This is a genomic window from Streptomyces avidinii, assembly GCF_014650695.1.
Lineage (GTDB): Bacteria > Actinomycetota > Actinomycetes > Streptomycetales > Streptomycetaceae > Streptomyces > Streptomyces avidinii.
This window is the reverse complement of sequence record NZ_BMVL01000005.1, coordinates 33,598-48,444: the sequence shown is the minus strand read 5'-3', so window position 1 is coordinate 48,444 and position 14,847 is coordinate 33,598. Positions and strand designations below refer to the sequence as shown.

Here is a 14,847-nt window from a genome sequence, read left to right as displayed (position 1 = left end):
CTGATCTGATGACGACGAAACTCGGTCAACAGTGCGGCCTCGGAGGCGGGTTGGACAAGCCCGTCCCCGTCCCGTCTCAGAACCAGTTGAGGGTCAGGGTGAAGGTGGCGCCGGCGGTGGCCCCGGTGGCATCGCCCGCGGTGGCGGTGACCGGGAACGCGCCGCTGCCCCAGGGCTTTCCGCTGATCCGTCCGGACGCGCTGTCGAGGGTCAGGCCCCAGGGCAGGCCGGTGGCGGCGTACCGGACGGGGGGCTTGCCGCCGGTGGTGGTGAGCTGGATGGTGCAGGACTGGTTGAACCTGCACGTCTGTGGGCCGGGGTCGGAGAACTGCAGGCCGCCGGGCGTGGGGGTCGGAGTGGGCGTCGGAGTCGGGGTGGGCGTCGGAGTAGGAGTCGGGGTGGGCGTCGGGGTGGCGTCGCAGCCCGGAGCGGCCTCCGGTGGCAGCGGGACGCGCCAGATCTGCGGGTCGTTCTCCGATCCGACGAGCAGGTTCGCGCAGTCGGCGTACGTCACCGTCTCCCCCTGCGACTGGGCCGGGAGGGCGACATCCGCAAGCTTGAGGCCGGAAGCGCCGTATATGGAGGCGGTGTTGGCGCCCAGCGGCCCGCCGCTGCGCAGGGCGTACGAGGCACCCGACGGCGAGAACGCGCCGTCGGTGGCGAACACGGGGCCGGACCGGACCGCGGTGAGGGTGTTGACCTGCCCGGTCACCGGGGGCAGCGGGGCCTGGTACAGCCGGCCGGCCGCCCCGACGAGCTTGCTGGCGACGTAGAGGCGGCCGGTCACGGGGTCGGCGAGCAAGGACTCGGCGTCGTGCCTGCCGTCGGCGTAGGAGAAGCGATGGGTCACGGGTGTGACCACGGCATCGGTGAGCCGGTCGGGCTCGGCGAACCGGTGCACGGTGATCTCCGCGCGCCCGCTGAAGTTGTCCCCCATGTCGCCGACCAGGATCGCCGGGCCGCCGGCCGCGTCCGTGCCGAGCGCCAGGCCCTCCCAGTCGGTGTTGCCCACGCCCGAAACGGTGAGCGTGGCCAGGAGCCGGCCGGTGGCACCGTTGCAGTCGACGGCGAAGACCTGATTGGTGTTGCCGCTGTCGTTGACGGCGTAGAAGACCCCGGGGTGCTTGCGGCTCATGGCGAGACCGCTGAGCTCGGCGAGCCCGCCGGGCAGGGTGCACTTCTTCTCCGGCGCCAGGGCTCCGGCGGCGGCCGACGGGACGGCGGAGGCACCAGGGAGGGTGAAGGCGGCGGAGGCGGCGGAGGTGCCGGCCATCCAGGCGAGTGCGGGCAGGATCGTCGCGAGGGCCGCGGTCGCGAGGGCGGCGGCCCGTGGGGGTGTCAGGAGGTGGGACATGCCCCCAATGTGATGGGACATCAGTTGGCGTGCCAGGGGCATTCCCCTCCCGTTCGAGCATCGTTCAATGCCGCGCGGGCATGTCCGGTCGGCCGGTCAGCGCACCGGCTCCCGGACCGGCGCCTTGTGCCCGGCCTGCGCGATGAACGCACGGGCCGCCCGACTGAGCGGCCGCCGGGCGTGGGCTATGCCCACCGGGCGCAGCAGCGGCGGAGTGAAGGAGCGGATCTCGGCCCGGCTCCCGAAGGCTCTCGACACCACGTCCCGGTACCAGATGAGGGAGCCGCGGCCGTCCGTCACGCCCGTCACCCAGGCGAGGCGTTCGTCGACCTCCAGGGTGGGGACGGGCCGCACCCCGAGGCAGCTGAACATCGCCTCCATCTCGGTACGCCGGCCGGTCCCCGGAGTGGGCAGCACCATCGGCAGCCCGTCGAGCATGCGCAGGGGCATCGGGTGGGGCAGCCGGGAGCCGGGGGGCGAGATGAGCACCACCTCGCGCTCCTGGATGAAGTGGGTGGACAGCTCCTTGTCCACGGGCAGGTCGACCAGGGCCAGCTCCGATCGTCCCTGGTTCACCTCCTCGGCCAGCGCCTCCCTGCTGCCGTGCTGCTGGAGCCGGACGTCGACGGTCGGATGCCTTGCCGTGAAGGCCGCGATGAGGTCGGTGGCCAGGTCAAGGGCGAGGGTGGGTGTGGTGGCGAGGGTCAGAACGGCCCGGGTGTCCCCGCCGTGCGGAGTCCCGATGTCGTCGATGGCCTCCACCGCGTTGAGCACGGTACGGGCCAGTCGGACGACCCGGGCCCCCTCCGGCGTGAGGTCCACCCCCCTTCCCCGGCGGGCCAGGAGTTCGACGCCGAGATCGCGCTCCATGGCCTGAACCGCTCTGGACAACGCGGACTGGGCGACGAAGACCGAGGCTGCGGCCCCGGTGATGGACCGGCAGTCGGCGACGGCGACGAGGTAGCGGAGCTGGGCGAGGGTGGGGGTCATGACCGGACGGTAACCGCGTGAGGCTGTACCTGTAAGGGCCCGTCGGGTGAACAACTGACCGGGTCCCGGGCGACGGACATGCCCGGTCGGCGACTGCGCATGCCGGTGCGGCATGCGCACGAGGGCGCGGTACGCCGGCCCGCGCAGTGGGGCGGGCCCGACCCGTTGGAAAACCCTGCAGGCCACCGGCTCGGCCGGGGGGTGTCGTGGGCCCGCCCGGGTGGGACTCCGGGTGGCACGTGTACGCCGCTGGTGCGAAGCACCGTATTCCGCATGGCTGTTGACAGTGCACGGCGGCCACCGCACGATGCAACGCGGCATTGCGGGTGTTTGACCACGGTTCAAGCCCGCCGTACCCACGGTGGGTGCCTCCGGCCGGTGCGCGTGACCACCGCACTCCCCCGTCCTCCGCCCTGCCCGCACCGCCGTTGCACGGCTCGTCGGCTCGTCGGTTCGCCTGCTCACCGCTCGCCCGTCCTTTCGCCCTGCACTCCGCAATGTCACACAACATTGGAAGAGGAGCGCCCGTGACCCCCCACCCGCAGCCCGCCGTCACCCGTGACCTGGTCGTCGCGGTCAGCCCCTTCGAGGAACCCCACCCGGCCGTCGTGACCGCCGCCGAACGCGCCGGGGCCCTCGGACTGCTCGACCTCGGCCGGGACCCCGGTGCTGCCCGGCGCGCCTTCGCGGAGCTGGGCCGACGGCTCGGCAGCGGTGCCCGGTACGGGGTGCGGGTGCCCGTCGGCTGCCCGATCGGCCCCGCGGAACTCCCCGCCGCGGTGGACACCGTGCTGCTCGCCCACCCCGACGCGCACACCCCCGAGCGGGTGGCCGCCTGGGCCGCGGCGGCCGGGCTGCCCCGAGTGTGGGCCGAGGTCACCAGTGCGGCCGAGGCCGGGACCGCCGTGGCCGCCGGGTCGGACGCGCTCGTCGCCAAGGGCCACGAGGCGGGCGGCCGGGTGGGCTCGGCCACCACCTTCGTCCTGCTCCAGCAGCTCCTCGGCGACACCGGAATCCGCGTGCCCGTACGGGCCTGCGGAGGGATCGGGCCGCACACGGCGGCAGCGGCCGTCGCGGGCGGCGCCGCCGGGGTCCTGCTCGACGTGCAACTGGCCCTGACCGCCGAGGGAGAGGCCGGGCTGCCGGAGGAAGTCGCGGCCGCACTGCGGGCGATGGACGGCTCCGAGACCCGGCTGGCCGACGGGCACCGGGTGTTCGCCCGGCCCGACCTGACCCCGCCCGAAGGGCCCGCGCACACCCTGCTCGGCGCCCGGGACCTGCGGACGCAGCTGCTGCCCGTCGGGCAGGACGGAGCCTCGGCGGCCCGACTGGCCGCGCGGTACCGGACCACGGGCGGCGTCCTGCAGGCCGTACGGGCGGCCGTCGCCGGGCACCTGGAGGCTGCCGTACGGGTCCGGCCCCTCGGGCGGCCGCTCCCCGTCGCGCAGGGCCCGATGACGCGGGTGAGCGACCAGGCGCCCTTCGCCGCTGCGGTGGCCGCCGCGGGCGGCATCCCGTACCTCGCGCTCGCGGTGATGGACGGCCCGGACGTACGCCGGCTGCTGGCGGAGACGGCCGAGCGGCTCGGAGACCTCCCCTGGGGCGTGGGCCTGCTCGGCTTCGCCCCGCCAGACCTGCGCCAGGAGCAACTGGCGGCGGTGACGGAGGCCCGTCCGCCCTACGCGATCATCGCCGGCGGCACCCCTGCGCAGGCGGCCCCGCTGGAGGCGGCCGGGATCCGGACCCACCTGCACGTGCCCTCCCCCGGCCTGCTGGAGCGCTACCTCGCCGAGGGTGCGCGGCGGTTCGTCTTCGAGGGGCTGGAGTGCGGCGGACACGTCGGGCCGCGCGCCTCCTTCCCGCTGTGGGAGGAGCAGATCGAGCGGCTGCTGACCTGCCCCGAACCGGAGGCCCTGGACGTGCTGTTCGCGGGCGGGATCCACGACGAGCGGTCCGCCGCGATGGCGGTGGCGGCCGCGGCCCCACTGGCCGCCCGGGGCTCCCGTGTCCGGGTGCTGATGGGCACCGCGTATCTGTTCACCGAGGAGGCCGTCGCGGCGGGCGCGATCCGGCCGGGCTTCCAGCGGGCGGCGGTGGAGTGCGCGGACACCGTCCTGCTGCGCACCGCGCCCGGTCACGCCACCCGGTGCGCGCCCACCCCGTACGCCGAGACCTTCGAGGCGACCCGGCACCGGCTCGCGGAGAGCGGGATCGAGCCGCGCACGATGTGGGAGGAGCTGGAGCGGCTGAATCTGGGGCGGCTGCGGATCGCCAGCAAGGGCCTGCGCAGAAGCCCCGACGGGAACGGGACGGAGCCCGTGACCGGGGAACAGCAGCATTCCGAAGGGCTGTTCATGCTGGGGCAGGCCGCCACCCTGCGCACGGGAACCACCACGATCGCGGCGCTGCACGCGCAGGTCACCGACGGGGCCACCGCGCTGCTGGAGCGGCGGGCCCGCGAACTCGCCGGCACCGGGCCGTCCGCGGAGCGGGAGCCGCAGGCTGCCGACCCGCTCGACATCGCGATCGTCGGGATGGCCTGCGCCTACCCGGGCGCCCCGGACCTCGCCGCCTACTGGGCCATGGTCCTCGCCGGGACGGACGCCGTCACGGAGGTGCCGGCCGAGCGCTGGGACCCGGCGCTCTACTACGACGCCGACCCGGCCCGGGCCGGCGAGCGCACCCCGTCCCGCTGGGGCGGCTTCCTCGGCCCGGTGCCCTTCGACGCCCTCGCGCACGGCATCCCGCCCGCCTCGCTCGCCGGGATCGAGCCGGTGCAACTGCTGGCCCTGGAGATCTCGGCACGTGCCCTCGGGGACGCGGGCTACGGCAAGGACCGCGCCTTCGACCGCTCCCGGACCTCGGTGGTCTTCGGCGCGGAGGCCGGTACGGAACTCGCCGGCGCGTACGGGCTGCGCGCCCTGCACCCCGCCTACCTGGGCGACCTCCCGGCCGAGCTGGACGAGCAACTGCCCCGGCTCACCGAGGACTCCTTCCCCGGGATCCTCGCCAACGTCATCGCCGGGCGGGTCGCCAACCGCCTCGACCTCGGTGGCGCGAACTGCACGGTCGACGCCGCCTGCGCCTCCTCGCTCGCCGCACTGGACCTCGCCTGCCGCCAACTGCGCGACCATGACAGCGACATGGTGCTGTGCGGCGGCGCCGATGTGCACAACGGCATCAACGACTACCTGATGTTCGCCTCCGTCCGGGCCCTGTCACCGGGCGGCCGCTGCCGGCCCTTCGACGCCGCCGCCGACGGGATCGCGCTCGGCGAGGGCGTGGGCGCGCTCGTCCTGAAGCGGCTCGCCGACGCGGAGCGCGACGGAGACCGCGTGTACGCCGTGATCAAGGCGGTGGGAGCCGCCAGCGACGGCCGGTCCCTGGGCCTGACCGCGCCCCGGCCGGAAGGGCAGCGGCGGGCACTGGAGCGGGCCTACGCGCGGGCCGGCATCACGGCCGGCGAGGTGGGCCTGATCGAGGCGCACGGGACCGGAACCGTCGTCGGCGACAGCACCGAACTCTCCGTCCTGAGCGAGCTGTTCACCGCGTCCGGGGCAGCGCCCGGTGCCTGCGCGCTGGGCTCCGTGAAATCACAGCTCGGGCACACCAAGTGCGCGGCAGGCCTGGCCGGGCTGATCAAGGCCGCCCGGGCCGTCCACACGGGTGTGCGGCCGCCGACCCTGCACATCGACACACCCAACCCGGCCTGGCGGGCGCAGAGCAGCCCGTTCTCCTTCGACCGCGAGGCCCGGCCCTGGGCGGTGCCCGCGGAGCGGCGGATCGCCGGGGTGAGCGCCTTCGGCTTCGGCGGCACCAACTACCACGCGGTGCTGGCCGGTTACGGCGGCTCGGCGGAGCCCCGGCACGGGCTGGAGGAGTGGCCGGCGGAGCTGTTCTGCTTCCGCGGCGAGGACCGGCGGGCGGCGGGCCGGGCGATGGCCCGGCTGGCGGCACGGCTGGAGGAGAACGACGCGGCCGGCCGCCCCTGGGCGCTGCGGGACCTCGCGGCGGAGACCGCCGCCACCGGGACCGGCGCGGTGAGGGTGGCGGTGGTGGCGGCCGATCACGACGAGCTGGCGGCCCGGCTGGAGCGGGCCCGCACCTTCACCCCGGGCGCGGGGGTGCACGTACGGGAGGAAGCGGTGGAGCCGGGCCGGGTGGCGTTCCTCTTCCCCGGACAGGGCAGCCAGCGCCCGGGCATGCTCGTCGACCTCTTCACGGCGTTCCCCGCCCTGCGCGCCCTGCTGGACTCGGCTCCGCACCGGGTGGTGTCCACGATGTTCCCGCCTGCGGCGTTCACCGCCCGGGGACGCACGGCCCAGCGGGCGGCGGTCACCGACACCCGGGTGGCGCAGCCGGCCCTCGGACTCGCCGGGGCGGCGGCGCATCTGCTGCTCGGCGAGCTCGGCGTACGGCCGGACTCCGTGGCCGGGCACTCGTACGGGGAGCTCACCGCACTGTGGGCGGCGGGGGCCTACGACACGGAGAGCCTGCTGCGGCTGAGCGCCCGCCGGGCCGATGCGATCGTGACGGCCGCGGGCGCCGATCCGGGGTCGATGGCCGCGGTGTCGGCCGCGCCGGAGGAGGTGGGGGAGATCGCCGCCCGCACCGGCTGCGTGGTGGCGAACCACAACGCCCCCCGGCAGTGCGTGATCTCGGGCCCGACGCAGGCCGTGTCCGCGGCGGTGACGGCCCTGCGCGAGGCGGGCCTCACGGCCGAACCCCTGCCCGTGGCCTGCGCCTTCCACAGCGAGGTGGTGGCAGGGGCGGCGGCATCCCTCGGTGCCGAACTGGCGACGACCCGGATGGCAACGCCCCACACCCCCGTCTGGTCGAACACGACGGCCGACCGGTATCCGGACGCGGCGGACGAGGTCCGAAGCCTTGTGGCGCGCCAGGTCGCGGAGCCGGTCCGGTTCGTCGAGCAGGTGGAGGCCATGTACGCGGCCGGTGTCCGGACGTTCGTGGAGACGGGCCCCGGCCGGGTCCTGTCCGGCCTGGTCGGCCGGATCCTGCACGACCGACCGCACACGGCGGTCCCGCTGGACGTTCCGGGCGAGCACGGCCTGGTCAGGCTGGTCACGGCGGTGGCCGAACTGATGGCGGCGGGCGTGCCGGTGGCGCCGCAGGCCCTCTTCCGCGGCCGGACCTCCCGCCTCCCGGAGCGCGCCCCGCGGCGCCCGGGCTGGCTCGTGGACGGCCACCTGGTCCGCACCGCGGACGGCGCACCCGTCCCGGGGGGCCTGCGCCCGGCGCAGCGGGTGAGGGCCGCGGCGCCGGTAGCGGCGACCGGCTCCGAACCCACGACGGAAAGGCCGAGGGACCGCCGGGAGGAGACGGTCCTGGAATACCTGCGCAGCACCCGGGAACTGGTCGAGGCCCAACGGGACGTCCTGCTCGGCTACCTGGGCGCCGCGCCGGCGGGCCCCCTGGGCCGGGCCACCGGAGCGGGCCGCGGTTCCGACGGGGTCGGGAGTGTGTCGGGGCGATCCCCGCAGGGCGCCGAACGCACTGCCGCCGCACCCTCTGACCCCTCGCCACGTTCGGCGTCCGAGGAGACGTCCCGGCGCGCGCCCGGCCCCGTCGGAACCGCCCCCACCGGCCCCGCCCCCGCACCCCCGCCCGGCCCCCGCACCGCCGAGGAGGTCATGGACCTCGTCCTGGAGATCGTCCACACCCGCACCGGCTACCCCCGCGACATGCTCGACCCCGAGCTGGACCTGGAGGCGGACCTCTCCATCGACTCCATCAAGCGGGTGGAGATCATCGGCGCCCTCGCCGACCGGATCGGCCTCCCCCAAAACCCGGGCGGAACCACCGAGTCCGCCGTCGAGGAACTCTCCCGGATCAAGACCCTGCGCGGCATCGTCGACTGGGTCACCTCCCGATCGCCCGCCGCGCCCGCCGCGCCCGCGCCCGCGCGCTCCGTATCCTCTGTGCCCGGCAACGGAACCGCACCCGTCCCTGTCCCCGTCCCCGTCCCCGTCCCCGATCCTGGCGCCGTGGCGCCCCCGGTGAGCCGCCTCCGGGTGGACCTCGTGCCCGTACCGGCGGCCGACGCCGCCCCCGAGACCCTGCGCGGCCTGCGGATCGGGCTCGTCGAGGACGGCCAGGGCATCGCACCCGCCCTCGCGTCAGCCCTGGAGTCCCTCGGCGCCGAGCCGGCGTTCCTCCCCGCGGCCGAGCCGGGCTTCGACGGCCTCGTCGACCTCTCCGCGCTGCGGACCACCGCCGGCCCCGTACTGCCCGAAGCCTTCCCGGGGCTGCGGCAGGCCCTGATGACGGGAACCCCGCGGCTGCTGCTCGTCACCGGGCCCGGCACCTCCGGCGCCGGTCTGCACGGCTTCGCCCGCAGCGCGGCCCTCGAATTCCCCGATGTGCTGCTCCGGGCCGTGGGCGTCCACCCCAAGGAGGACCCGGAGCGCATCGCGGCACAGCTGGTCGCGGAACTGAGCGACGGCGGCAGCGGCAGCGGCAGCGGCAGCATCCGAACCGGGAGCCACGAGACCGGACCCATCGCCTCCGTCGGCTACACCGGGGAGGGCACCCGCGTGGCCCGCCTCCCCGTACCCGCCCCCCTGTCGAGCACCGGCGGCGCCCCTGACGGCCCCCCGCTGCTGGACCGCAACGCGGTGGTCCTGCTCACGGGCGGCGCCCGCGGCATCACCGCGCGCACCGCCCTCGCCCTGGCCCGCTCGACCGGATGCCACGTGGAACTGATCGGGCGCACGCCCGAACCGGCCACCGGAGTCGATGAGTTCGGTCAGGCCCAGGACCGGGTCGCGTTGCGCGCCGCGCTGATCGCCGGGGGGCTGCGTACGCCTGCGGAGATCGAGGCCGCGGCCTCGCGGATCCTCACCGAGCGCGAGGTCAGGGCCACCCTCGCCGCGCTCGCCGCGACGGCCGCCTCCGTCCGCTACCACTGCGCGGACGTCACCGACGAGCGGGCCGTACGGACCGTCGTGTCCGGCGTACGCGAGCGCCACGGCCGCCTCGACGGCATCGTGCACGGCGCCGGAGTGCTGCGGGACGGGCTGCTGCGGGACAAGCAACCGGCGGACTTCGGCGCGGTGTTCACCACCAAGGTCGCCGGGGCCCGGCACCTGGCCGCGGCCGCCGCCGAGCACGGGCCCTGGCCCGCACCCCGGTTCCTGGCGCTGTTCGGCAGCGTCGCCGGGGTGTACGGCAACCGGGGGCAGTGCGACTACGCCGCGGCCAACGACGCCCTCGACGGTCTCGCGCACGCCTGGGCCGAGTCCTTCCCGGGACGGGTGCTGTCCGTCGACTGGGGCCCCTGGGCGGCGCAGGCGGGCGGGATGGTCACCCCCGAACTGGAGCGCGCCTACGCCCGGCGCGGGATCCCTCTCATCGCGCCGGACGCGGGGACCGCCGCGTTCCTCGACGAACTGACGCACGGAAGTGACGTCCAGGTGGTCCTGATGGCGGAGGGTGGCCGGGGCGATGCGTGACGCACAGCGGAGCGGCCCCCGACCGACCGATGCCGCGATCGTCGGGATGGGCGCGGTGTTCCCCGGGGCCGCCGATCTGGCCGCGTACCGGCGCAACCTCCTCGCCGGTACGGACTCCATCGGCGAGGTCCCGCCGGGGCGTTGGGACCCGGAGGTGTACTACGACCCGCAGGGCGCGCCCGGCCCGGTGGCGGCCGACCGGTTCTACTGCCGGCGCGGAGGCTTCATCGACGGGCTCGCCGCCTTCGACCCCACCCGGTTCGGGATCATGCCGGCCGCCGTGGAGGGGGCCGAGCCGGATCAGATGCTGGCCCTGCACGCGACGGCCGAGGCGATCGCCGACGCGGGCGGCGAGGCCCGGCTGCCCGCCGACCGGTCGCGGATCGGTGTGGTCCTGGGGCGCGGCGGGTTCATGGGGGTGGCGACCGCACGGCTCGACCAACGGGTGCGTACTGCACACCAGTTGGCGCAGACGCTGCGGGAGCTGGCGCCGGAGCTGAGCGAGCGGCGGATCGCGCAGGTGCGCTCCGCCTTCCAGGACGCGCTGGGTCCGGAGCGGCCGGACGCGTCGATCGGGCTGGTGCCCAGCTTCACGGCGGCCCGGACCGCGAACCGGCTGGACTTCCGCGGCCCGGCCTACACCCTGGACGCGGCCTGCGCCTCCTCCCTGCTGGCGGTGGACCAGGCGGTGGGGCTGCTGGCCGCCGGGCGCTGCGACGCGGTCGTCGCGGGCGCGGTCCACCACTGTCACATCGCGACGCTGTGGAGCGTGTTCACGCAGCTGCGGGCGCTCAGCCCGAGCGAACGGATCCGGCCCTTCGACCGCAGGGCGGACGGGACCCTGCTGTCGGAGGGCACCGGGGTGGTGCTGCTGAAACGGCTGGCGGACGCGCAGCGCGACGGCGACCGCGTGTACGCGGTGATCCGCGGCACGGGCGTGGCCGGCGACGGCCGCGCGGCAAGCCTGATGAGCCCGCTGGTGGCGGGCCAGGTACAGGCGCTGGAGCGGGCCTGGCGGGAGGCCGGACTGGATCCGCGGGCGCCGGGGGCGCTCGGCCTGCTGGAGGCGCACGGGACGGGCACCCCGGTGGGGGACGCAGCCGAACTGGACACTCTGGCGCAGGTGTTCGGACCGTCCGGGCCGGGGAGCGGAGACGGGATCGGCTTCGGCTCGGTGAAGTCGATGCTCGGGCACACCATGCAGGCCTCGGGCATGGCCGGGCTGATCAAGGCGGCGCTCGCGGTGCACGAGGGCGTGCTGCCACCGACGCTGCATCTCGAGGAGCCGCACCCGGACCTGGCCCGGACCCGGATGCGGCCGGTGGGCGCGGCGGAGCCGTGGGAGCGCGGGCCGCAGCCGCGCCGGGCCGGGGTCAATGCCTTCGGCTTCGGCGGGATCAACGCGCATGTGGTGCTGGAGGAGGCTCCGAGGATCCCGAGCCCGGCCCGCACCGCGACTCCCGCACCGGCCCCGAATCCGGTCCCCACTGCGGCACCCGCTCCGGTCCCCGGCGGCGGCCGGGTGGCTCCGGTGCGTCGTTTCCTGCCGCTGGGGGATGCGGCCGCGCCGGTGGGTCCCGCCGCGGGGGGCGACGTACTCCTGATCGGTGCGGACACTCCGGCGCAGCTCGCGACGCGGCTGGCGGCCGCCGCCCCGGTGTCGGGGGGCGACGGGCCCTGCCGGGTCGCGGTGGTCGGGCCGACACCCCAGCGGCTCGCACTGGCCGCGAAGGCGGTGGCGCGCGGCCGGCCGTGGCGGGGCCGCGGGGACGTGTGGTTCACCCCGGAGCCGCTAGGCGGCCGGATGGCGTTCCTCTTCCCGGGCCTGGAGCCGGAGTTCGCGCCCGTGGTGGACGACGTGGCCGACCGGCTCGCGCTGACGGCGCCCCGGCTCACCCGCGGCACCTCGCTCGTGGAGCGGGCTCTCGACGCGATCGCGACGGGCCGTTTCTTCGCCCGCGCCCTGCCCGAACTGGGCATCGAGGCCGATGTGCTGGTCGGCCACAGCCTGGGTGAGTGGGCGGCGATGGTGGCCGCGGGCATGTACCCGCAGGAGGCGGCCGACACCTTCCTCGGTTCACTGCAACCGGGTGACCTCCGGGTCCCGGACCTCGTGTACGCGGCGCTGGGTTGCGGCGCGCCGCGGGCGCAGGCCGCACTGCACGGCCTGGAGCGGGTGGTGGTCAGTCACGACAACTGCCCGCACCAGTCGGTGATCTGCGGCGATCCGGAGCAGGTGGCCGCCGTCGTGGCGCGGTTGCGTGCCGACGGGGTGCTCGGTCAGGAGCTGCCGTTCCGCTCGGGCTTCCACACCCCGATGTGGGAGCCGTACCTCGGGCAGGTCCGCGCCGCCTTCGACCGGCTGCCGCTGCGGCCCGGTTCCCTCCCGGTGTGGTCGGCCACGACATGTGCGCCGTTCCCGGCCGCGCCGAGGGAGGTACGGGGCTTGGTCGTCCGGCACCTGCTGGAGCCGGTCCGCTTCCGCGAGCTGACGCTGCGGCTGTACGAGGACGAGGGCGTGCGCAGCTTCGTCACGCTGGGCCCGGGCAGCCTGCCGGGCTTCGTCGAGGACAGCCTGCGCGAGCGTCCCCACCTCTCGGTGTCGACCTCCTCCCCGCGCCTGCCGGGCCTGGCGGCCCTCGGCCGCACCTGCGCCGCGCTCTGGGCCGAGGGGTACGCGCCGCGGTGGGACCTGCTGGCCGAGGCGAGGGCCGATTCCGAGGCCGATTCCGAGGCCGAGGCCAATTCCGAGGCCGAGGCGGTCGGGGCGCAGGAGCCGGCACCGGCGTCCGCACCGCGCCCGGCGCCCTCCCGCGGGCGTGGCATGCGGCTGGACCTCGGGTCCCCGCTGGTCCGGCTCGGCGAGCCGGCCCGGGCGGCCCTGGCCGGCCTCCTGGCCCCGCCGACCTCGGCCCCGACCTCGGCCCCGGCCCCGGCCCCGACGCCGACGGCACCGGCACCCGGCGGCGCCCGGCCGGTGCTGCTGTCCGCCCTGGACGCGGTGCTGGCCGACACGGAATCGGCCGCCAGGGCCGTCGCCGAGGCCTGGTCGACGGAGGTCCCGCGAACCCCGGAGGCACCAGGAGCACCCGAAGCGCCGGCCCCCGCCCGGGCGAACCACACCCTGCGGCTGTCGCTGGCCGCACTCCCCTACGTACGGGACCACTGCGTGTACCTCCAGCCCGACGGCTGGCCGGAGGACTCCGACCGGTTCCCCGTCGTGCCCATGACCACCATGCTGGAGCTGGCCGCCGATGCCGCCCGGCGGCAGGCCCCGCCCGGCCTCGCCGTCATCGGCTACGAGGACGTACGGGCCCTGCGGTGGCTCGCCGTCGAGCCGGCCGTCGACGTCGAGATCACCGTCCGCGGTGACGGCCCCGGCCGGCTGCGGGTCGGGCTCGGGGAGTACGCCTCGGTGGTCGTACTGCTCGGCGAGCGGTACGGGACGCCGCCCGCGCCCGACGACACCCCCCTGCACGAGCCCGGTCCCGCCCCGGTCAGTGCGGCGGCCCTCTACCGGGACCGGTGGATGTTCCACGGCCCGCGCTTCGCCGGGGTGCACGAGGTGCGGTCGGTCGGCGCGGACGGCATCCACGGGGTCCTGCGGGTGCTGCCCGACCCGGGCGCACTGCTCGACGCCGCCGGGCAGCTCTTCGGGCACTGGATGCAGCTGCGCCTCCCCGTGGACCGGCTGGTGTTCCCGGCCACCGTGGACCGCATCCGCTTCTACGGGCCCCCGCCCGCGCCGCGGGAGCTGGTGACCGCGACGGCCCGGATCCGCGCGGTGCAGGACGTGACCGTGCGGGGCGACATCGAGCTGCGCGGGCCGGGTGGTGGGGTGTGGGCCCGGATCGAGGGGTGGACGTACCGCCGGTTCGGTGCCGACGAGCGGGTCTGGCCGATGAAGTTCACCCCGGAGGTGTGCGGCATCGGCGAACCGCGGCCCGAGGGCTGGTGCCTGGCCCGGCGCCGCTGGAACGATCCCGCCTCGCAGGAGCTGGTGATGCGCCGCTACCTCGGCGCCGCCGAACGGGCTGCCTACGAGCGGCTCGCGCCGCGCGCCCGGGCGCCGTGGCTGCTGGGCCGGATCGCGGCCAAGGACGCGCTGCGGCAGCTGCTGTGGGACGGCGGGGCAGGACCGGTGTTCCCCGTGGAGGTGCCGATCGGCAACGATCCGGCCGGGCGGCCGCTGGCCGAGTCCCCGTCGACGCGCGGGTTCCGGCTGTCGATATCGCACAAGGAGCGGATCGCGGTGGCTCTCGCCCACCCGGCCCGACCGGTCGGGATCGATGTGGAACGGGTGACCGGCGATCCGGACGCGCTGATCCGGATCGCCCTCGCTCCGGCCGAACTGCGCCTCGCCGAACGGCTGGCCGCCCACGGGGGCACCGGCCTGCCCGCAGCGCTCACCGCCCTGTGGTGCGCCAAGGAGGCCGCGGCCAAGGCCGCCGGGGGCGGGCTCGGCGGGCGGCCGCGGGACTGGCGGGTGGCCGGGGACGCGGATTCCGGTGCACTGCTGGTGACTTCCCCCGAGGGCGGCACGTACCCGGTCCGCACCGCGCAGCTCACCGACAGCAGCCCTGCCGACCGTGCGCTCACCGGCGGCACGCTCGCCGCCGATACGGCGCCCGACCACGTCGTCGCCTGGACCGCTCACCTCGCGGCGTCCGCCCCCTGCCCCGTCCCCTTCCCCCTCACGGAGGCCCGTCATGGCAACTGAGATCCTCGCCGAGATCACCGGCATGCTCGTGGAGATCGTCGGCGACGAGTACCTGCTCGCGGAGGAGGTCACGATGAAGACGACGTTCAACGAGGACCTCGCCCTGGAGAGCATCGAGTTCGTCGCCCTCGCCGAACTGCTCCACCACCGCTACGGCGCCGAGGTCGACCTGATGGGATTCCTGGCCGAGAAGGACATGGAGGCCATCCTGGCCATGTCGGTGGGTGAACTCGTCACCCACATCGGGCGGATCACCCACACCTCCCTGGCCCGGACGGCGGCGGGGACCCCTGCCGCGTCGGCCGGCTGAG

General features: G+C 75.7%; 5 protein-coding genes. 3 read left to right on the top strand and 2 right to left on the bottom strand.

Annotated features, from left to right (window positions below; genetic code table 11):
• Positions 1–76: 76 nt before the first annotated feature.
• Both IE257_RS14040 and IE257_RS14035 read right to left on the bottom strand, forming a co-directional pair.
• A complete protein-coding gene (locus IE257_RS14040; RefSeq protein ID WP_189968433.1) occupies positions 77–1,354 on the bottom strand; it encodes an Ig domain-containing protein in 1,278 nt (425 codons plus the stop codon).
• A gap of 96 nt (positions 1,355–1,450) precedes the next feature.
• Positions 1,451–2,344 (bottom strand): LysR family transcriptional regulator, encoded by an 894-nt coding sequence (locus IE257_RS14035; RefSeq protein WP_189968431.1) that lies wholly within the window; start codon positions 2,342–2,344, stop codon positions 1,451–1,453.
• 527 nt (positions 2,345–2,871) lie between these two features.
• Between IE257_RS14035 and IE257_RS14030 the strand changes: the two genes are divergently transcribed.
• The 3 genes from IE257_RS14030 to IE257_RS14020 are packed head-to-tail and all read left to right on the top strand — an operon-like array spanning position 2,872 to position 14,846.
• Positions 2,872–9,816 carry a type I polyketide synthase gene (locus tag IE257_RS14030; RefSeq protein ID WP_229920349.1) on the top strand — a complete coding sequence of 2,315 codons (6,945 nt, stop codon included), beginning with the start codon at positions 2,872–2,874 and terminating at the stop codon, positions 9,814–9,816.
• On the top strand, positions 9,809–14,536 hold the full coding sequence (locus tag IE257_RS38905) for a type I polyketide synthase (protein ID WP_189968427.1): 4,728 nt from the start codon (positions 9,809–9,811) through the stop codon (positions 14,534–14,536). The genes IE257_RS14030 and IE257_RS38905 overlap by 8 nt, the downstream gene beginning before the upstream one ends.
• Complete coding sequence (locus IE257_RS14020) at positions 14,526–14,846, top strand: acyl carrier protein (RefSeq protein WP_189968425.1); 321 nt, start codon at positions 14,526–14,528, stop codon at positions 14,844–14,846. The genes IE257_RS38905 and IE257_RS14020 overlap by 11 nt, the downstream gene beginning before the upstream one ends.
• Position 14,847 lies beyond the last annotated feature (1 nt).